Origin of the sequence: Saccharospirillum sp. (assembly GCF_039982735.1) — a bacterium.
GTDB lineage: Bacteria > Pseudomonadota > Gammaproteobacteria > Pseudomonadales > Natronospirillaceae > Saccharospirillum.
In genome coordinates, this window is sequence record NZ_JBDWXV010000011.1 from 505,767 (window position 1) to 525,755 (window position 19,989).

Below are 19,989 nucleotides of genomic sequence, written 5' to 3' on the forward strand. Positions count from 1 at the left end.
CTGTCCAGTACAGACCGACAACAAAAAAGCGCCGGGCGATCGTTCCGGAACTGCACTGAACAGGCAAAGGGGAGCACTATGAAGTTGCAGCAATTGAGATACATCTGGGAAGTAGCTCATCACGATTTAAACGTATCGGCAACGGCACAGGTTCTTTATACCTCCCAGCCTGGCATCAGCAAGCAGATCAGGCTCCTTGAAGACGAACTCGGCATTGAAATTTTCGCCCGCTCCGGAAAGCACCTGACCCGCATCACGCCCGCCGGAGAGGCGGTGTTAAAGGTTGCCGGTGAAATTCTGCGCAAGGTCGACTCGATCAAGCAGATCGCGCAGGAGCACAGCGACGACCGCCAGGGCAGTCTGAGTCTGGCCACCACCCACACACAAGCGCGTTACGCCTTGCCGCAGGTAATTGACAGCTTTATACGCGACTTTCCCGATGTGTCGTTGCACATGCATCAGGGAACGCCGGTGCAGATTGCCGAGATGGCGGCTGACGGAACCGTTGATCTGGCCATTGCGACCGAGGGGATGGAACATTTCTCGGACCTGGTGATGATGCCTTGCTATCGCTGGAATCGCTCCATCGTCGTTCCCCGGGAACACCCGCTGGCAAAACGCACCCAGATCACGCTTGAAGACGTGGCGGCTTTTCCGATTGTTACATATGTCTTTGGTTTTACCGGCCGTTCAAAACTGGATGAAGCCTTTCTTGAACGTGGCCTGACACCCAAAGTCGTCTTTACCGCCGCCGACGCCGATGTGATCAAAACGTACGTCAGATTGGGGTTGGGTGTCGGTATACTGGCGCATATGGCCATCGATCCGGAGCAGGACCGGGACCTGGTCAGCCTGGACGCCAGCCACCTGTTTGAGGCCAGCATCACTAAAATAGGCATCCGAAAGGGCACCTTCATTCGCGGCTTTATGTACCGGTTCATCGAGCGCTTTGCGCCCCACCTGAACAAGTCGGTTGTCGACGAGGCGATGGCTACAACGAGCCGGCACGAATTGGATGAGTTGTTTCAACACACTCAGTTGCCAACCTACTAGCCGGTTCAGCGACCGGCCGCAGTCAATCAACCGGTAAATGGCAGTGCACCGGGTTTTCCGCCAGCGTGCAAACCGCACTCTTTCTGGGTGGCTTCTTCCCACCACCAGCGACCTTCCCGTTCGTGCTGCCCTGGCAGTACCGGGCGTGTGCAGGGTTCACAACCAATGCTGATAAAGCCGCGTTCATGCAGACTGTTGAAGGGGATTTCCATCATTCTGATGTAGTTCCAGACTTCCGCTGACGTCCAGTTCGCCAGTGGATTGTATTTGTACAGTTGCTCGGCACGACCGGTAAAGCGGTCGTCGCGCTGTACATGAGGGACTTCGGCCCGGGTGCTAGGGCTTTGGTCTTTCCGTTGCCCGGTAATCCAGGCGTCAAGACCGCTGAGTGCGCGCTCAAGCGGCTCAATTTTCCGAATGCCGCAGCACTCCTGGTGCCCATCCTGATAGAAACTGAACAAGCCCTTTTCACGAACCAGGGTTTGCAGTGGCTCTGGTTGCGGTGAATAGAGCTCAATCGGCAGATTGTAGTGATTGCGGATCTGATCAATAAACCGATAAGTCTCCGGATGCAGACGGCCGGTATCCAGGGTAAATACCCGTGGGGACTGGGTCAGCTTGCTTAGCATGTGAACCAGCACAACGTCTTCCGCGCCGCTGAACGACAAGGCGATGTGTTCGTGCGTGTCGAGCGCACGTTTGAGAATGTCGCGGGGCGATAGCCCGGAAAGTTCCAGATTCAGTTCAGTCAGATTCATGATGAGGCACGGCAGTCACGGTGAAGCGGCGACTCTACCAGCTTGCGCGGGTTTCGTTAAATAACCGCATATCATAAGGTTATGTAGTTGGATCTATGCGCCGGGACAGGGCGTTAGCAGGCGCGTGAGTTTCCGTGGAACGGTTCCACGTGGAGCCTTAGCTGTGGAACACTTTTTGATCAACTGGGAGAAAAGCTCAGGTACTGTGGCCTATCTGGCAATACTGCGATTCACTTAATGGCGTTGCCTTCTTTTTGTCAGCCCAGTAACGTTAACGGCTGCAATGTTTCCCACCATTAGGATGAGCCAACTGTGGAATTAGCCTGCCTTGACCTGGAAGGGGTTCTGATCCCTGAAATCTGGATTGCCTTTGCGGAAAAAACCGGTATTGATGCCCTGAAGGCGACTACCCGGGATATTCCTGATTACGATGTACTGATGAAGCAACGCTTGCAGATACTGGACGATCATAATCTGGGTCTGAACGAGATTCAGGCGGTGATCGCAGAGCTTGAGCCGCTGCCCGGAGCCAGGGAGTTTGTTGATTGGCTTCGTGAGCGGTTTCAGGTAGTCATTCTGTCGGATACCTTTTACGAATTCGCGGCCCCTCTGATGCGCCAGTTGGGTTACCCGACATTGTTCTGTCATCGGCTTGAAGTCGATGGCCAGGGCAAGGTGCTGGATTACGTCTTACGTCAGCCCGATCCGAAGCGAGCCTCGATCAAAGCGTTTCATGGACTGAATTTCCGGTGCATTGCCGCAGGCGACTCCTACAACGACACCACCATGCTGGGCGAGGCCGATGCGGGCATTCTGTTTAATGCGCCCGCTAATGTGATTGCCGAGTTCCCGCAGTTTCCGGCTGTGACCGGCTACGACAATCTGAAAGCGGCCTTTTTGCAGGCGAGCAACCGGGTTCTACCCGCCTGAAACCGTCCCCAGTGCATTAAGAATATGCGCCACCTTGGTGGCGCTTTCCTCGTATTCATCGTCGGCGATACTGTCGGCGACGATGCCACCACCACCTGAGCACGTCAATTGGCCAGGCGTTCTCAGTAGTGACCGGATCAGGATGTTGCTGTCAAAGGACCCGCTGTCACTGAGCCAGAATGCAGTGCCGCAATAGGGGCCGCGTGCGCACACCTCCAGTTCATCGATGATCTCCATTGCCCGGCGTTTTGGTGCGCCGGTAATGGATCCGCCAGGGAAAGCGTCGCGCAGCACGTCCAGCGGAGTCGAGCCAGTTGCCAGGTCTGCGGTGATGGTGCTGACCAGATGATGCACATTGCTGAATGCTACCGGCTTACACAGTTCCGGTACTTTTACGCTGCCTACCCGGGCATTGCGGGAAATGTCGTTGCGCAGCAAGTCGACAATCATCAGGTTTTCAGCCCGGTCTTTTTCGCTGTGTTCCAGTGCCTGCGACAAACGCTGATCTTCGTCCGGCGATGCCCCTCTGGGACGAGTGCCTTTGATGGGTTGCGTTATGATGTGCCCCTGGTCGATGGTGATAAATCGCTCTGGTGACACACTCATTAGTGTGTGATCAGCGGCGCGATGGTAAACGGCGTAAGGGGCCTGAATCCGGTCGATCAGGTGACTGTAAATCGACCAGTCGGAAACCCCGGGCTCTACGTCTGCGTACCAGGGTCGAGTGAGGTTGGCCTGGTAAATGTCGCCCGCGAGGATGTATTCCTTAAGTGCTGCGAAGTGCTGCTGATAGGTTTCTCGGCTCATGCCCGAGCGCCATGCGAGGGACTCAATAGGGGGTGGGACTTCAGGGGTTGGGGGCCGTCTTCGAACGGTCTCATACCAGACCATAACCCGCTGTCTCAGCAGTTCGGAAAGGTGCTCTGACATGCACAGAAACGCGCGCTGTTGCTGATGATCTAACACCAGGCTCCACTCATAGCGGTCAATACTGGCCAGGCAGGTTGGGCTAGGGTGGCGGCTGGTCAGGCCGTGCAGCGAATACCCGGCCTCGTAGTTGAGATGTCCGGCCAGGCCTGACGAAAAGGGCAAGTCATACCCGGTCACGGGGTTGGGCTGGCGGGCGGCCAGCCAACTCAAAAAATCAGGGACGTCAATCAATGTTGTCTGACCCTGTTGCTCACACTCAACCTGCCGATTGTCGAGCATCCGGTATCGGGTTTCCGGCCAGGCCGAACACCACTCCCAGCGGTGGCCTTCCCGGGCGGGATTGCCGGAATGAAACCAGATGGCCCCAACTTCATTCGCCAGGGTCGCAAAGTAAGGGCGGGCGGTCGCTGTGTAGGGGAGTTCCAGACGCTGCAAGGTGTTCACTTCTTGGTAAATGAGCCGGCGCTATTCTAGCGATATTGTGCTGAAAGTCCTGCCATGGGGCAGGTTTAGTGAAATTTCTTCTGTAATGAATCGGTTACCGGGTAAAAAGGGGACAGATTCGACACCCCCCGAACACTGAAAGTTGACCGGGTTCACATAAGGAGAGCACCATCTTTACGGTAGACAGTACAACGCACTCAATAATAAAAAATCACATCAGGAGTGAACCATGAGCACCGTTCTCGTTATCGATGCGGCCTGCGATTTGCCGCCAAGTTTTATCGATGACCGCAACATTAAATTGTTGCCTATCGCCATTCGGGTTGACGATCAGACTTACACGGATGTCAAGGATGCTCAAAAACTGACCGACTTCTATGCCCAGGACAGGCTTGGTCGTAACCACGATGCCGAATCCATCCCCTACAGCAGTGAACAAATTGAACGGCTGTTTCTGGATGAGCTGGTGACCGAGTACGACTTTGCACTGGTGCAAACCGTGAGTCGGAAACGCAGTCCGATATATGACAACGCCACCAAGGCTTCACACGCCATTTTGCGCAGTTATCACGATGTTCGTGAAGCAGCCGGACGCGACGGAAATTTTGGTATGAGGGTCATGAACTCTGGGACCCTGTTTTGTGGGCAGGGTGTGCTGGCTGCTTTCACCAGCGACATGATAGAACGCGGCAAAGCAAAGAACGAGATTCTCAAACTGGCCGATGCCATGCGCCAGCGAATCTATGCCTACCTGGTCGCTCCCGATGTGTACTACATTCGCGAGCGGGCACGCAAAAAAGGCGATGAAAGTGTTGGCATGCTCACGGCTCTGGTGGCTAAATCGCTTGATATTGTACCGATACTGTCTGCGCGGGGTGATGATACGTTTCCGGTTGCCAAAGGGCGGGGATTTGACGCCAGCGTCGACCGGTTACTGCGCTACACCATTCGCCAGGTAGAGCACGGCTTGCTGACACCTTATGTGGTGGTGTCGATTGCCGGCGATCTTTCTGGTCTGGAGAATCATGAAGGCTATAAGGCATTACATAGCACGGCTGCCAGTAAGGGCGTGACAGTGCTCAGTTGTGTGATGGGACTGACTGGCGGGCTGAATGTCGGTCCGGGCAGTATCTGTGTGGCTTTTGCCGCCGAAGATCATGAGTTTGACGGCTAGCCGTCCTGATCTTTTCATTCGTTGAGTAAAACAGGGGGAGACAACCAGACTCGGGTCACCTATTCTGAAACTGTGCCAACTGAAAGGAGAACTCGCTCGCTCAAACCGGTCCGGTGCCTCCAGGCCAGGCTTGGTTGCCGGGTGTTCAGGCCCGCCGGGAAGTCGTTTGTTCAGTCAGATATCGTCTGGGCAGCCAGGTCACCAGAATGGCTGTCGCGCCGGAGCAACCCTGCTTGCTCCGCTGTCCCGACCAGGAGAGGTTATGCACGCATCTGCTCGTGAAGGTTCCAACCCGAAAATCTACGCCCTAGATACTAACGTCCTGATCCACGACCCCAATGCAGTTTTTAACTTTGAAGAACACCAGGTTCTGGTGCCCATGGTGGTGCTGGAAGAACTCGATAAACTCAAAGTTGGCAGCACGGCTCTGGCAGCCGATGCTCGCCAGTCTGTGCGTACCATCGACGCCATTCTAGGGGGAGCCACACCCCAGCAAATCATGGAGGGAGTCGGTATTGAACGCCAGCACACCCAGCAAAGTGTGGGTACGCTCAGTATCATGATGCCCAGGGATCCCTCGGCGTCTATCCTGCCGGCACACAGCAACGACAATCGCATCATCAACGATTTACTGGCTTTGCAAACCCAGCATCAGGAAGCTGAGGTGGTGCTGGTTACCAAAGACATCAATATGCGCCTCAAGGCCAGAGGCAGCGGCCTGCAATCGGAGGACTACCATAACGACCAGCTGATTTCCGATATAGACAGCCTCACCACCGGCTACCATGCCCTGGAGGGCAGTTTCTGGGAGCAGATTGAAGCCGTTGCTCCCCAAAATATTCGAGGTGAACGTTACCATGTGATCGATAAGAAGGTTTTGGCGGAAGTACTGCACGAACCGTTTTATGCCAATCAGTTTTTTTACGATCAGAAAGAATTTGTTGGCCGTATTCACCGGGTGGATGACGCTCAGGTGTCGATAGAGATGCTCAACACCGGGGTGCTGATGCGTCAGAAAGCCTGGGGGATGGTCCCGCGTGATTTGTTTCAGGCCATGGCCATGTATCTGTTGTTCGATCCCGAAATCGATCTGGTCGCGCTCAATGGGGCTGCCGGTAGTGGCAAAACCATGTTGGCGCTGGCCTGTGCCCTTGAGCAGACGATGGAAACCAAGCAGTACAAGCGCATCATCGCGACACGCAGTACGCGTGGTCTGGATGAAGACATCGGCTTTTTACCGGGAACCGAAACCGAGAAAATGCAGCCCTGGCTGGGGGCCTTTACCGATAACCTTGAAGCGCTGCATGCGGAGGATTTTGATCCGGGCAGCAGTCAGGATTTTGTGGGCGCCAAGGTGCCCATACAATTCAAGAGCCTGAATTTTGTCCGTGGACGCAGCTTCCAGCAAAGCTTCATGATTGTCGACGAAGCCCAGAATCTGACCCCACACCAGATCAAGACGATCATTACCAGGGCGGGGCAGGGTACCAAGGTAGTGTGCCTGGGGAACCTCGCTCAGATCGATACCCCCTACCTTGGGCCAACCAGTTCAGGGCTGACCTACATGAGTGAGCGGTTCAAGGGGTTCGAGCACGGTGGCTCCATTACGCTTGAGGGTGTTGCGCGCAGTCGACTGGCGGCGTACGCGGAATCGCATTTGTAGTGGGTAGGGTGTAAAGGTCGTTAACCCGGGTCAGTGGGTTGACGAAAAAGTGACATAGTGCTTTTCTCCGATGGGGTTGAGCCGTATTATGGGCCACTGTGGGTGAGCTGGCATTCCGGTGGTCTGTATTCTGCGTCAAAGCCGGTTCCTCTCTGCTGTCACCGGCCTTCAGAGCCATTCGACGGTATCTTTTTCCCAGGACGGACAAAACCTCAGGATGAGAAGTGCAGTTAACGATTGAGGTGGGTGCGTGATCCAGGTAATCGTGGTAGACGATCATGATCTAGTGCGGATGGGACTGGTCCGGTTGCTGGGCGACGCTGATGGCATTGAAGTCATCAAAGAAGGCGCCAGCGGCGAAGACGCTATTCGTCTTGCCAAGGAACATGAGCCGGATGTCATCATGATGGACGTTCGCATGCCCGGCATCGGGGGCATTGAAGCCACCCGCAAGATTCACCGTCAGTTTCCGGATATTCGCATTATTGCCGTGACCGCCTGTGGCGACGATCCGTTTCCTGCGCGCCTGTTGCAGGCCGGAGCGGCAGGTTACCTGACTAAAGGCGCCTCGTCCGAAGAGATGGTGCTGGCCGTGCGCACTGTGGTTGCAGGACAGAAATATCTGGCACCCAATGTGGCTCAAAAACTGGCGCTGCAAAACGTTGGGGCAGGGGGGTCGCCTTTCTCGGAGCTGTCTGACCGGGAAATGCAGATTGCCACGATGATCTGCTCCTGCAAGAAGGTTCAGGAAATTTCCGACAAGTTATGCCTGAGCCCAAAGACGGTGAACACCTATCGCTATCGGATTTTCGACAAGCTCAGCATCTCCAGTGATGTGGAACTGACGCATCTGGCCATTCGTCATGGCATCCTGGAACCCAACGAGATGGTATAATCCTGGCTATGCCAGAGACAACGCACCCCTTTGACCACAAAGCCTACCTCAAACATCTGACAGCCCGGCCTGGTGTGTATCGCATGTACGATACCGACGGCCAGCTGCTTTATGTAGGCAAAGCCAAGAACCTGAAAAACCGGGTTTCGAGCTATTTTCGCAGCCGCGGGTTAACCAACAAGACCCTGGCACTGGTGGCGCGTATTCAGCGCATCGATACCACCGTTACCCATAGCGAAACCGAGGCACTGCTGCTTGAGCAAACCCTGATCAAGCAGCACAAACCGCCTTATAATATTTTGCTGATAGACGACAAATCCTACCCCTATATCCGTCTGACGACCGAGCATGAATCGCCTGGGCTCTATGTTCATCGGGGTGCCCGACGCGGCAAGTCCGAGTATTTTGGCCCTTTTCCCAATGCCAGTGCAGTGCGCGAATCTCTGGCGATTTTGCAGAAAGCGTTCAAGGTGCGTCAGTGCAAGGACAGTGTCTTCACCAATCGGCAACGGCCCTGTCTGCAATACCAGATCAAACGCTGCAAGGCGCCCTGTGTCGGGTTTGTCAGTGAAGAAGAGTATCAGGCCGACCTTGAGAAAACCCGGGCCTTCCTGCAGGGTAAGAATCAAACGTTGATTCAGACACTGGAACTGGAAATGGACACCTCTGCCGCCGAGCTGGACTTTGAAAACGCCGCCGAAGTGCGCGACCAATTGCTGGTGTTACGCAAAGTTCAGGAGCAGCAGTACGTCTCCAGCGACCGGGGTGACGTCGATGTCTTTGCGCTGGAATCCGGTGACCTTGGCCTCTGTGTGCACTACCTGATGATTCGTCAGGGCCGTCTGCTCGGCAGCCAAAGCTATTTTCCCAAGCCCGGCATCGAAGAAGAGCCGGCCACCATCATGCTCAGTTTTCTGGGTCAGTATTATTTTGGCCGCACTCACGATGATTGCCCGCAGAGTGTGGTGTTGAATGTTCCGGTGACCGATAAAGACTGGCTGGAAACAGCGCTTTGCGAACACTTTGGCCGCAAGATTACGCTGAGCAGTTCGGTGCGCGGACGCAATGCCCGCTGGCTGGAACTGGCTCAGACCAATGCCCGGGAACAATTGCAGCAGCGCATCAGCCATCGCCAGCAGGTTGTGCAGCGTTTCGAAGCCTTGCAGTTGGCGCTGGAACTGGAGGAGATGCCTGAGCGCATCGAGTGTTTTGACATTTCTCACAGTTCCGGTGAGGCCACCACAGCATCCTGCGTTGTTTTCGATCAAAACGGCCCAAACAAGAGCCTGTATCGCAAATTCAACATTGAAGGGGTGACCGCGGGTGACGACTATGCCGCTATGTCCCAGGCGATTGAGCGGCGTTACAGCCGCTTGCAAAAGGAAGAAGCCAAACTGCCCGATCTGTTGATTGTTGACGGCGGCAAAGGCCAGATGAAAATGGCAAGAGAGGTCATGGATGAGCTGGGTGTGTCGATACCCCTGCTGGGTGTGGCCAAGGGGGAAACCCGAAAGCCAGGGCTGGAGACACTGTTTTTTGAAACACCGGACCAGGTTATTCAGTTACCAAACCATGCCCCGGCCCTGCACCTCATTCAACATATTCGGGATGAAGCGCACCGCTTTGCTATTACCAGCCACCGCGCCCGGCGTAGCAAGGCCCGAGTCGGGTCGCTACTGGATGAAATTCCCAATGTGGGTCCGGGGCGTCGCAAAGCGCTGATTCGCCATTTTGGCAGTGCGCAGGGCGTCAAAGCCGCCAGTCAGGAGGAAATAGCCCGGGTGAAAGGGGTGTCCCGGGCGCTGGCAGAATCGATCTATGAATTTCTGCACAGCCGTTGACCCGGCATCGGGCAGCATGAAACGACTGTGAAAAAGTACCCGTCCGGGCCATGCAATGGTTTACAGTATGGAACAAAGCTGGAATCCTTCCGCCCGTTGGACGCAAAGCGGACCTTGCTGGTCCGCACCATTAAAGGAAGGCTATGAACATACCGAATATCTTAACGCTGTTCAGGATTCTGATGATTCCTGTCGTCGTTGTCGTCTACTACCTGCCGCCAAGCTGGTCGTTTCTGCTGGCCGCCGTTATTTTCACAGCAGCAGCCATAACGGATTGGGTGGACGGCTATCTGGCTCGCAAATTGGGCCAAATGACCCCCTTCGGCGCCTTCCTCGATCCGGTGGCCGATAAACTGATCGTCGCTGCGGCTTTGGTGGTGCTGGTGGAAAGCCACAGCAGCATCTGGATGACCGTTCCGGCAGTTGTGATTATTGGCCGGGAGATCGTTATTTCCGCATTGCGCGAGTGGATGGCAGAGCTGGGCAAGCGTGCCAGTGTTGCGGTTAACATGCTGGGCAAGGTGAAAACCACTTTGCAAATGGTTGCCATCGTTATCCTGCTGACTCAGGATCCTGCCATGCGCACGGCGCTGTCAGCAGAATGGCTGGCCAACCTCGGCCTGCTGGCACTTCAGGTATCTGCTGTGTTGACCCTCTGGTCCATGATCGTATATTTGCGAGCCGCCTGGCCGGAATTACGACCCGAAACCTGAGCGTTCATCTGAGCCGCAGCGGTGTCGCGGCGTAAAAGTCAGCTAAGTGCCTAAATTGTAAAGAAAAATAATTGACGCCCCATAAACGAATGCTTAGAATGCGCGCTCGTTGATTGGGGTTGGGGCCGTACTTCCAGCACCAGATGAACGAAGCAGTAAAGCGGGAATAGCTCAGTGGTAGAGCACAACCTTGTCCGAGGTTGGGGCGGGACGCGCAGTCTCGCGAGTTCAGGCTTCGTAGAAGCCTCAGTCAACCGGACAGTGTTGGTGCATTACCATTGGTAGTGAGTTGTAAAGCGGGAATAGCTCAGTGGTAGAGCACAACCTTGCCAAGGTTGGGGTCGCGAGTTCGAATCTCGTTTCCCGCTCCAATTGAAGCGCGACCCGAGGGTCACGACCGGGATGCCGGCCAGTTGAATCTCGTTTCCCGCTCCAAATAGAAAGGCTCTTCCAAAGAGCAAGCCTGTAAAGGCTGGATGGCAGAGTGGTCATGCAGCGGACTGCAACTCCGTGTACGCCGGTTCGATTCCGACTCCAGCCTCCATTTCCTCATTCGGAAGTGGCTATATAGCCCTTGTCAGGGTTCTGCAGTATCCGCGGCATCGTGACCGCACCGAGACAGTCCTCGATTCGCCCGGATGGTGAAATTGGTAGACACAAGGGACTTAAAATCCCTCGGCCATTGCGGCCGTGCCGGTTCGATTCCGGCTCCGGGCACCAGTTTCAGCCATAGCGCTTACTAACCTTCAGCTTTTCCAGCCCTTCTATACATCCTTTTCAATCCACTTTCTTAATAAACTGCTTTAAGTTCGCCAGTGGTATCAGAATGCCAGGGCCAGTTGGCGTTCATCGTTGGGCGTGGCTGCCTTGTCGGTGTCGTTTACAGCCTCGGAGCGCGTTTTGCCGAACGGCCGAAAGACGAACACCAGCGTATCACTGCTGTCACCCGTCTGTTTCATCTGTGCGCGCCTGGCATCGTTGTATTCGCCCTGCGGAGGCCAGCACAATACGGCGCTGCTCTGTCCGTTGTGCAGTACGTCGTCCAGTGTCTTCCAGTAATCTCTGATGGTGCGGGTATGAATGATCTGAACCTTGCGGGTATCAACGCCAGCACGAGCTAGGGCGCGTTCATTCGGCAGGCAGGGCGGGGCGATGAAGGTAATCCACTGTTTTTTCTGGCTCAATTGGGCCAGCACAGGGACCAGCAGATGCAGTTGCTGCAACCCTTCGGCCTGGCAGAAGACTTCAGTCAGCGTGCTCATTGTCAGCGCGTCAGCAGCTGCCCGACCGTGTTGTGGTTGTGGCCTCGTTGCGCGGTTACGCCAGACGGGAGTATTGCGGTCGATTTCGGTCTGAGTGATCTGTGCGGTTGCGGACATGACGGCCTCCTGATTACTGTTCATCTATACAGTAACTGTAGTTATATACAGTGATCAGGGTGTCGTCAACTTTTTTTGTGATCGAGTTGGTGTCTTTGCGACAGGCATGGGCTGAATTTCTGGCTGGCAAGGCAAATAAAAGGCCCTGCTGAGAGGGCCTGGTCGGGGAAGCTGGTGAGACGTCAGGAAAGCGCGTCAGCGATGTTCGAACAAAGGTGTGCCGTCAGTTCCGCCCTGGTAACGAACACTGAACGGCGCCAGCAGAGCCAGCGCGATCGACGCTTCGTCCTCGGTTCGGCAGGCAAAGGCGTTGAGGCCGCAGCGACCCATATAAAACACCTGATCCGGCAAAAAGTCGCCAATGGCGCGAAGCTCACCGGAATAGCCATAGCGCTCACGTAGCAAGCGGGCTTTGGAGAAGCCCCGGCCATCGGCAAACTTGGGAAAACGCAGTGCAATCACTGCCAGCCTGTCCAGGCTGTCAGTTACGTCCTCCGCCATCTGCTCATCGTTCAGCCAGACACCGATGTCGCGGTCGGAAGCGTCCCATTCGGCCTTTAGAGCCCGATAGTGAGCCAAAGGAAGTATGATCGGGCCCTCGGCTGGTATGGGCGCGTCGTCTTCAACGAGTGTCCAGGGGTCGTCCTGGCGCTGGCCGTCTTTAATGAGATTTTGCATAAACACGCTCCTTGAACGGCTCGATGCCAATTCGGTCTACGGTATCGATAAAGGCTTCGTCGGGGCGGCGGTTGTCAACATAGACCTGTATGACCTTGTCGACCACGGCGGGCACTTCGTCTGCCTTGAACGACGGCCCGAGGATCTTGCCAACCCGGGCATTTAGCCCGGAGTCGCCACCGAGCGATACCTGGTAGAACTCTTCGCCTTTTTTATCCACGCCGAGAATGCCGATATTGCCAATGTGGTGATGACCACAGGCGTTCATGCAGCCAGAAATGTTCAGATCGATGTCGCCCAGATCAAACAGATAATCCAGATCATCAAACTGAGCCTGAATCGCCTCGGCAATCGGGATGGACTTGGCATTGGCCAGTGCGCAGTAGTCGCCACCGGGGCAGCAGATTACGTCGGTCAGGGTGCCAATGGTTGGGGTGGCGAAGCCATGTTGTTTGGCGGTTTCCCAGAGTTCGAACAGCTGATCCTGACGCACATCGGCCAGGATCAGGTTTTGTTCGTGGCTGACGCGCAATCCACCCAGTGAGAATGCATCGGCCAGTTGTGCGGCCGCGCGCATTTGGCCAGAGGTGCAATCGCCCGGGGCATAGCCCACTTTCTTGAGTGACAGGGTAACGGCCGCATAGCCCGGTTTTTTGTGGCCAGTAACATTGCGTTCCAGCCAGCGGCTAAAGCCCGGGTGGGCGTCTTTCTGTTCAGTCAGCAAGGCATCGGCATTGTTCAGTTCGGCGTAATCCGGGTCAATGAAGTGCTTGCCCACGCGCTCGATTTCAGCCTTGGTCAACGTGCCCGGGCCGTCTTTCAGGTTGGCCCATTCAGCCTCAACCCGATCACGGAAGGCGTCTACGCCAAGCGCTTTCACCAGAATCTTGATGCGAGCCTTGAATTTGTTGTCACGACGACCGTTGAGGTTGTAGACCCGCAAGATGGCGTCGAGGTAGGTCAGTAGATGTTTGGCGGGCAGAAAGTCGCGGACGTTCTGGCCCACCAGTGGTGTCCGGCCCAGGCCGCCACCAACAAATACGCGGAAACCGATATCACCGGCTTCGTCTCGCACCAGTTCCAGGCCTATGTCGTGAAAGCGGACGGCCGCCCGATCTGAATCCGGGCTGGCATTGACGGCAATCTTGAACTTGCGCGGCAGGAAGGCAAACTCGGGGTGCAGGGTCGACCATTGTCGAATCAGCTCGCACCAGGGGCGCGGGTCGGCTATTTCATCCCGCAACACTCCGGCGAATTGGTCGGTAGTGGTGTTGCGAATGCAGTTGCCCGAGGTTTGAATGGCGTGCATCTGCACCTCGGCCAGGCCCGCCAGGATGTCGGGTACGTCTTCCAGAGCAGGCCAGTTGAACTGGACGTTCTGGCGCGTCGTGAAATGGGCATAGCCCTTATCGTACTGTTCGGTCAGGTCGGCCAGGCGATAGAGCTGCCTGGAAGACAGCAAGCCATAGGGAATGGCGATGCGCAGCATAGGCGCATGGCGCTGGATATACAGGCCATTTTGCAGGCGCAGCGGCAGGAACTCGTCATCGGCGATTTTGCCGTCGAGGTAACGCTCAGTTTGCTCTCTAAACTGAGCAACGCGTTCATCGACCACTTTCTGGTCGAACGAATCGTACAGGTACATGCAGTCCGCCTATCCAATGAGGGTGTTGGCTGACACTATAGAGAAAGCCTCTTATTCCATAAACAATTTATATTTCATAATTTTATGCTATACCGTTATATGAGACGGCTTGAACCGGCGTCCAATAGACGATTAAATGGCTCGCGTAAATAGCATTCTGGTCCAAACGTGCTAGCTGCGGCCCGGAAACGACTATCTGCCGGAATGGTCGCTTAGGGTCGATAGGCTGCAAAGACAGCGCGACAGGATGTTATAACCCTATCTTCGGCATACCAGAATAATGGATGCTGCCACACTAAAGACATGCTCACAAAAAGAACAAAAAGGGGAATTTAATTATGGCAACAACCAAGAAATCAGGCATGACGGATGCTCAGGCGGATGCCATCGCGGCTGTTATTATCGTCACTACCGTTGTGGTTGCAGCGGTTTACTGGGTTGCAACTGCAACCTGATAGCACCTTTGCGCTGCACAAGGTAACGCCGCTGAGGCCCTGAAAAGGGCCTTTTTTGCAGGTGGCTTGCCGGCAGACTGCTTAGGGTGCCAGCAAGGTAACCAGCCCAATCAGGCTGAACACAAACAACACGGTGAACAGGATGCCACCGATGATAAAGGGCCAGATACTGCCCGATGAAAAGTCGCTGACGCGATTTTTGTCGCTCTGCACACCCACCAGCCCAGCCAGCAGGCTAATCAGTAACTTCGACCATCGCGGTTTGCTGGCACGATTTTCGGTGTCATTAGCAGTCGAACCTGTCTTACCGGACATGATACAGTCTCTCACTTCAGTATTATCAAATAGATTTCATAAATGCGACCCTGCATCCTGCAATGCGACAAAGCCCCGCAAAACGGTGGCCGGCAGGGTGAAAGGGGGTGTCGTTTACTAGAGAATACGCCCGGTTCAACTAGTATCAAACAAGCACCCGACATCATCAATCAGACACAGCACAACCCATACTACCTGCAAATCAACAGTGAGCAATGCCTGACATTGCCGGACATTAAAAAGAAAAACAGAGGCCAACAATGACGCAAACCATGTCTCATCAGCGAAGTGAGTTGCTTGAAAGCTTGCATGCCCGCCTTCAGCCCCACTTCCCGAAAGAGCACAGTGACAACCTGAAGACGCTGATTCATGCCCTGTTCAAGCATGCATCAATGCAAGATCTGCTTTCCTATGAAATGACCGACTTGGCCGGTCTGGTAGTTTCAATGTGGCGCACCTTGCAGGGCGGGAAAGCACAGCATGGGCTGGTCAATGTATTTAATCCCAATGTAGAAGAACACGAGTGGCAGTCGCCGCATACCATTGTGTCTATTTTGCATTCGGATTTGCCGTTCATTATCGACTCTGTTCGCCTCACCCTGAACCGTCTGGGCGCCAACATTCACACCATTTTTCACGCCAGCCTGGCTGTATCGCGCAACAAGAGCGGGCAATTTGACGGCTTTTCGGGCAAGGGTGCCCAGGAGTTGCTGCTGCTGATCGAGGTTGACCGCACAACCATCGCCAGTGAGCGCGATCGTATCGAGAGCGAAATTCGTTCCGTGGTTCAGGATGTTGAGCGGGTTGTTGACGATTACACCGCCATTCTGCAGAAAACCCGGGATGCCATCAGCGATTTCAACACCCTGAAGTACCCGGTTGATGCCTCGGAACTCGATGAAGGCAAGGTATTCATGAAGTGGCTGGCCAACAACCACTTCACGTTCCTGGCCTATGATGAATACGTTGTCGAGGGTGATACGGTTAAGCAGGTTGAAGGCAGTGCGCTAGGGTTGTTCAAAAAGAGCCCGAAACGCCGTGATGAGACCATTGCTGGAATGTCCGAGCACCGCCGGTCTCATGTCTTTGAAAAAGAACTTCTGATTTTCTCCAAATCCGGTCACCGGGCCAATGTTCATCGTCCGGCCTATTCGGACTACGTGCTGGTCAAACACTTTAATGACAAGGGTGAAGTTGTTGGCGGGCGCCGTTTTCTGGGGCTTTACACCTCGACCGTTTACAACGAAGCACCGGTGAATATCCCTGTTGTGCGGCGTAAAATTGAGTTGGTTCTGGAAAAGAGCGGGTTTGCCGAGGGTGGCCATAATTACAAGGAGCTGGCTTCCATTCTCTTTACTTTCCCGCGCGACGAACTGATTCAGGCCTCGGTCGATACCCTGTTGAGCATGACGCTGGACGTTCTGGCCATTCAGGAACGCAAGCGCATCCGGTTGCTGCTGCGCAAGGATATCTATGGCAAGTTCCTGAACGCCATCGTCTATATGCCGCGCGATATCTTCAACTCGCAATTGCGGCAACAGGTGCACGACCTGCTGGTTGATCAGTTCGATGTCGAAGGGTCTGATTTCACCACCTTTTTCAGTGAGTCTGTGCTGGCGCGAACGCGTTTCGTTTTCAAACTGAGTCATCCGATCGACGAAGAATTGCCGACCGAGCTTTTGGAAAAACGCATCGTTCAGATCGCCCGTCGCTGGACGGATGAACTGCAGCAGGCGCTGATCGAGTCGTTCGGTGAAGAAAAAGGCATGCGTTTTCACCAACGCTATGTTGAGGCCTTTCCGGCCAGCTATCGCGAGCAATACAGCGCCCGGGTAGCGGTGGCTGATATTCAGCGTATGGAATCGCTTAATGCGACCAATGCCGACCCCATAACGCTCAGCTTTTATCGTTCGATGGAGCCGACGGGCAGTGAGCTGAAACTGAAGATCTTCAACAAGGGCTCGGCATTGCTGCTGTCCGACCTTATTCCGGTTCTGGAGAACCTGGGGCTGAAGGTCATCGACGAATACCCCTATGAGATCAATTACGGGGAAGACAGCTGCATCTGGATCTACGATTTCTCCCTGTTGTACGAGCCTGATCCGGACCTTGATCCGGCCAAATACCGCGATGAGTTCTCCCGGGCCTTTATCAATATCTGGAATGGCCGGGCTGAAAACGACGCCTACAATCAGCTGATTCTGCGCGCCCGCTTGACCTGGCGCGAAGTCGCCATGTTGCGTGCCTACGCGCATTACATGAAGCAACTGCGTTTTGGCCTGTCACAGGAATACATCGCCGACACCCTGATCAAATACACCGAGATTACTGACATGCTGGCCGAGCTGTTCTCGGCCCGGTTCAGCCCGGCCAAACAAAAAGGCAAACCCCAGGTCGACAAGTGGTTGCAGGGTATTGAACAATCACTGGAGAGCGTCAATAACATCAACGAAGACCGCATCATGCGGCGCTATGTTGAGCTGATGAAAGCGACCTTGCGCACCAACTTCTATCAGGAAGATGAACCCGGTCGCCGCAAAGATTACATCAGTTTCAAACTGAACCCGGCCAAAATCAGCGGTATTCCATTGCCCAGGCCGATGTTTGAAATCTTTGTCTACTCACCGCGCGTCGAAGGTGTGCACCTGCGCGGTGGGAAGGTGGCCCGTGGCGGACTGCGATGGTCCGACCGGATTGAAGATTTCCGTACCGAAGTGTTGGGGTTGGTCAAGGCACAGCAGGTTAAGAACGCGGTTATTGTACCCGTGGGTGCCAAAGGCGGATTCGTCGCCAAACAACTCCCATTGGACGGTGATCGCGAAGCCTTTATGCGCGAAGGCATTGCCTGCTACAAAACCTTTATTCGGGCGTTGCTGGACGTTACCGACAACCTCAAAGAAGGTGAGCTGATCGCCCCCGAGAATGTCGTGCGCTACGATGAAGACGACCCCTACCTGGTTGTCGCCGCCGACAAAGGCACCGCAACGTTCTCTGACATTGCCAATGCGGTCGCCGACGAATACGACTTCTGGCTGGGGGATGCCTTTGCCTCGGGCGGCAGTAATGGGTATGACCACAAGAAAATGGGCATCACTGCCCGGGGCGCCTGGGTCAGCGTACAACGTCACTTTCGAGAGCTGGGGCTGGATGTCCAGAAAGACCCCATCAGCGTGGTTGGCATTGGTGATATGGCCGGCGATGTCTTTGGCAACGGCCTGCTGCGTTCGCAAACGCTGAAACTGGTGGGTGCCTTCAACCACCTGCATATTTTCGTGGACCCTGAACCCGATGCCGCGGCGAGCTTCGCCGAGCGGCAACGGTTGTTTGACCTGCCGCGTTCGAGCTGGGAAGACTATGATGCGTCGCTGATTTCCAAAGGGGGCGGCATTTTCAGCCGTACAGCCAAGTCGATTCCGGTTTCGAAGGAAATGAAAGCGGTGTTTGGCATCAGCAAGTCGAAGATATCCCCGAACGACCTGATCAGTGCCATGCTCAGGGCGCCGGTGGATCTGTTGTGGAATGGCGGTATCGGCACTTATGTCAAAGCCAGCCACGAAAATCATACCGACATCGGCGACAAGGCCAACGATGCGTTACGGGTCAATGGCAACGAGTTACGCTGCAAGGTGATTGGTGAAGGGGGCAACCTGGGCTTCAGTCAGCTGGGACGGGTGGAGTTCAACCTGAACGGCGGACGCTGCTTTACCGATTTTATCGACAATGCCGGCGGTGTCGATTGTTCTGACCACGAAGTCAACATGAAGATCTTACTGGACGACCTGGTCGCCAACGGTGACCTGACCGTCAAGCAGCGTAATGAATGGCTGTTCAAGCAGACCGAGGATGTATCCCGACTGGTCTTGCGCAATAACTATCGCCAAACTCAGGCGTTGGGTCTGGCGTTCACCGAGTCGAGCCGCCGTGTGGAAGAATACCGCCGTCTGATCAATTCGATGGAAGCCGCTGGAAAGCTGAATCGCTCGCTCGAGTTTTTGCCCTCGGACGACGACATTACAGAGCGCAAGACCCGCGGTCTGGGTCTGACGCGGCCTGAGTTGTCTGTGCTGATTTCCTACGTGAAAGGAGATCTGAAAGAGCAGCTGATTCGCGAAAATGTCGCTGAAGATGCCTACCTGGAAGACGCGGTAACAACCGTATTTCCGGAAAAAATGCTCAAGAAGTTCGAAGGGCCGATGCGCCAGCACCGGTTGAAGTCGGAAATTGTCGCCACTCAGGTTGCCAACGACATCTTCAACTACATGGGCATCGCCTACTTCAACCGGCTTCAGGAAAGCACCGGCGCATCGCCCGTTGAAGCGGCCAAAGCATACGTGGCAGCGCGGGATATCTTCGGATTGCATGGATTGTGGGATCAGATCGAAGCTCTGGATCATCAGGTTCCGTGCGAGCTGCAAAGCCAGCTGATGTTACGCACCGCCCGGATGGTCCGGCGCGCCAGCCGCTGGTTGGTGAAGAATTACCGCACCGGAATCGACATCAGCAACGTCATCAGTTTGTATCGGGAGCCGGTAGAACGGATGATTGATGCGCTGGAAACGCTGTTGCCTGAAGAGCAAAAAGAGAACTGGCTGAAAGAAGCGGCTGCACTGGAAGAGCAGGGGATACCGGCTGACGTGGCACGGCGTGTCTGTGCTTCCGAAATTCTGTACACGACCCTGGGGGTCATCGCGGTGGCTCAGACCCAGGAGCGCGACCCCATGCTGGTTGCCCAGGGTTATTTCAGGGTCGGCGATGCGCTGGAACTGGATAATTTTGCCAACCAGGTCAACAGCCTCAGTGTCAATACGCACTGGCAGGCTATGGCCCGGGAGTCATTTCGGGACGACCTGGAATGGCAACAAAGACGCATTACCCAGGGTCTGTTTGCGCAAATGGAGAAGGGCAGTGAGCTGGAACCGGTGGTCTCTGAATGGCTGGAACGCAACACCATTCTGGTAGAGCGCTGGTTACGGATGATGAGTGAAATTCGGGCTGTCAATGAGCCCGAGTTCAGCATGTACAGCGTCGCGATTCGCGAACTGCTGGATCTGTCACAGGCAACTATGCCAGAACTCTGAAGCAACAAGGGTAAGCAGAAGACTGTTTGAAAAAAGGC

At 55.0% G+C, this 19,989-nt stretch carries 14 protein-coding genes and 3 tRNA genes; 11 read left to right on the top strand and 6 right to left on the bottom strand.

Translation table 11 applies throughout. The annotated features are described in order from the left end of the window. Positions 1-78 precede the first annotated feature (78 nt). Entirely contained in the window at positions 79-1,053 is a 975-nt protein-coding gene (gene cysB, locus ABJT94_RS10630) for an HTH-type transcriptional regulator CysB (protein WP_348475365.1), read from the top strand. Positions 1,054-1,079: 26 nt separating this feature from the next. Here the strand turns inward: cysB and ABJT94_RS10635 are convergent, their stop codons facing one another. Continuing rightward, positions 1,080-1,811 (bottom strand): phosphoadenylyl-sulfate reductase, encoded by a 732-nt coding sequence (locus ABJT94_RS10635; RefSeq protein ID WP_348475364.1) that lies wholly within the window; start codon positions 1,809-1,811, stop codon positions 1,080-1,082. Positions 1,812-2,123: 312 nt separating this feature from the next. On the opposite strand from ABJT94_RS10635, the gene thrH reads away from it, so the two are divergent. Further along, positions 2,124-2,741: a bifunctional phosphoserine phosphatase/homoserine phosphotransferase ThrH gene (gene thrH, locus ABJT94_RS10640; RefSeq protein ID WP_213677987.1), complete on the top strand. Its 618-nt coding sequence runs from the start codon at positions 2,124-2,126 to the stop codon at positions 2,739-2,741. On the opposite strand, the gene ABJT94_RS10645 is transcribed toward thrH, so the two are convergent. Then, on the bottom strand, positions 2,730-4,106 hold the full coding sequence (locus ABJT94_RS10645; RefSeq protein ID WP_348475363.1) for an anthranilate synthase component I family protein: 1,377 nt from the start codon (positions 4,104-4,106) through the stop codon (positions 2,730-2,732). The genes thrH and ABJT94_RS10645 overlap by 12 nt on opposite strands. A gap of 238 nt (positions 4,107-4,344) precedes the next feature. On the opposite strand from ABJT94_RS10645, the gene ABJT94_RS10650 reads away from it, so the two are divergent. The 8 genes from ABJT94_RS10650 (at position 4,345) to ABJT94_RS10685 (ending at position 11,121) form a co-directional block, all read left to right on the top strand. After that, positions 4,345-5,289, top strand: a complete 945-nt coding sequence (locus ABJT94_RS10650) for a DegV family protein (RefSeq protein WP_348475362.1) — start codon at positions 4,345-4,347, stop codon at positions 5,287-5,289. A gap of 262 nt (positions 5,290-5,551) precedes the next feature. Then, positions 5,552-6,952, top strand: a complete 1,401-nt coding sequence (locus ABJT94_RS10655) for a PhoH family protein (protein ID WP_348475361.1) — start codon at positions 5,552-5,554, stop codon at positions 6,950-6,952. Between the two features lie 250 nt (positions 6,953-7,202). Next, on the top strand, positions 7,203-7,847 hold the full coding sequence (uvrY, locus tag ABJT94_RS10660; protein WP_213677983.1) for a UvrY/SirA/GacA family response regulator transcription factor: 645 nt from the start codon (positions 7,203-7,205) through the stop codon (positions 7,845-7,847). A gap of 8 nt (positions 7,848-7,855) precedes the next feature. Further along, on the top strand, positions 7,856-9,688 hold the full coding sequence (uvrC, locus tag ABJT94_RS10665) for an excinuclease ABC subunit UvrC (RefSeq protein WP_348475360.1): 1,833 nt from the start codon (positions 7,856-7,858) through the stop codon (positions 9,686-9,688). Between the two features lie 143 nt (positions 9,689-9,831). Beyond that, positions 9,832-10,401 carry a CDP-diacylglycerol--glycerol-3-phosphate 3-phosphatidyltransferase gene (gene pgsA, locus ABJT94_RS10670; RefSeq protein ID WP_348475359.1) on the top strand — a complete coding sequence of 190 codons (570 nt, stop codon included), beginning with the start codon at positions 9,832-9,834 and terminating at the stop codon, positions 10,399-10,401. 296 nt (positions 10,402-10,697) lie between these two features. Continuing rightward, positions 10,698-10,772: transfer RNA gene (locus tag ABJT94_RS10675), tRNA-Gly, on the top strand. A 99-nt stretch (positions 10,773-10,871) separates the two neighbouring features. Next, a tRNA-Cys gene (locus ABJT94_RS10680) sits at positions 10,872-10,945 on the top strand. 88 nt (positions 10,946-11,033) lie between these two features. Beyond that, a tRNA-Leu gene (locus ABJT94_RS10685) sits at positions 11,034-11,121 on the top strand. Between the two features lie 101 nt (positions 11,122-11,222). Here ABJT94_RS10685 and ABJT94_RS10690 read toward each other — a convergent pair. The 4 genes from ABJT94_RS10690 to ABJT94_RS10705 all read right to left on the bottom strand — a co-directional run bounded on the left by ABJT94_RS10690 (position 11,223) and on the right by ABJT94_RS10705 (position 14,873). Further along, complete coding sequence (locus ABJT94_RS10690; protein WP_348475357.1) at positions 11,223-11,780, bottom strand: SulA-like leucine-rich domain-containing protein; 558 nt, start codon at positions 11,778-11,780, stop codon at positions 11,223-11,225. Between the two features lie 195 nt (positions 11,781-11,975). Then, complete coding sequence (locus ABJT94_RS10695) at positions 11,976-12,458, bottom strand: DUF934 domain-containing protein (protein ID WP_348475356.1); 483 nt, start codon at positions 12,456-12,458, stop codon at positions 11,976-11,978. Further along, positions 12,442-14,103 carry a nitrite/sulfite reductase gene (locus tag ABJT94_RS10700; RefSeq protein ID WP_348475355.1) on the bottom strand — a complete coding sequence of 554 codons (1,662 nt, stop codon included), beginning with the start codon at positions 14,101-14,103 and terminating at the stop codon, positions 12,442-12,444. Before ABJT94_RS10700 ends, ABJT94_RS10695 begins: the two co-directional genes overlap by 17 nt. Positions 14,104-14,639: 536 nt before the next feature. Beyond that, a complete protein-coding gene (locus ABJT94_RS10705) occupies positions 14,640-14,873 on the bottom strand; it encodes a DUF2970 domain-containing protein (protein ID WP_348475354.1) in 234 nt (77 codons plus the stop codon). Between the two features lie 272 nt (positions 14,874-15,145). Here ABJT94_RS10705 and ABJT94_RS10710 point away from each other — a divergent pair, with 272 nt between their 5' ends. Further along, a complete protein-coding gene (locus tag ABJT94_RS10710) occupies positions 15,146-19,951 on the top strand; it encodes an NAD-glutamate dehydrogenase (protein ID WP_348475353.1) in 4,806 nt (1,601 codons plus the stop codon). Positions 19,952-19,989 lie beyond the last annotated feature (38 nt).

Coding starts and splice junctions, on each gene's coding strand:
- cysB (WP_348475365.1), top strand. CDS start 79: ATGAAGTTGCAGCAATTGAGATACATCTGGGAAGTAGCTCATCACGAT.
- ABJT94_RS10635 (WP_348475364.1), bottom strand. CDS start 1,811: ATGAATCTGACTGAACTGAATCTGGAACTTTCCGGGCTATCGCCCCGC.
- ABJT94_RS10650 (WP_348475362.1), top strand. CDS start 4,345: ATGAGCACCGTTCTCGTTATCGATGCGGCCTGCGATTTGCCGCCAAGT.
- ABJT94_RS10655 (WP_348475361.1), top strand. CDS start 5,552: ATGCACGCATCTGCTCGTGAAGGTTCCAACCCGAAAATCTACGCCCTA.
- uvrC (WP_348475360.1), top strand. CDS start 7,856: ATGCCAGAGACAACGCACCCCTTTGACCACAAAGCCTACCTCAAACAT.
- pgsA (WP_348475359.1), top strand. CDS start 9,832: ATGAACATACCGAATATCTTAACGCTGTTCAGGATTCTGATGATTCCT.
- ABJT94_RS10690 (WP_348475357.1), bottom strand. CDS start 11,780: ATGTCCGCAACCGCACAGATCACTCAGACCGAAATCGACCGCAATACT.
- ABJT94_RS10695 (WP_348475356.1), bottom strand. CDS start 12,458: ATGCAAAATCTCATTAAAGACGGCCAGCGCCAGGACGACCCCTGGACA.
- ABJT94_RS10700 (WP_348475355.1), bottom strand. CDS start 14,103: ATGTACCTGTACGATTCGTTCGACCAGAAAGTGGTCGATGAACGCGTT.
- ABJT94_RS10705 (WP_348475354.1), bottom strand. CDS start 14,873: ATGTCCGGTAAGACAGGTTCGACTGCTAATGACACCGAAAATCGTGCC.
- ABJT94_RS10710 (WP_348475353.1), top strand. CDS start 15,146: ATGTCTCATCAGCGAAGTGAGTTGCTTGAAAGCTTGCATGCCCGCCTT.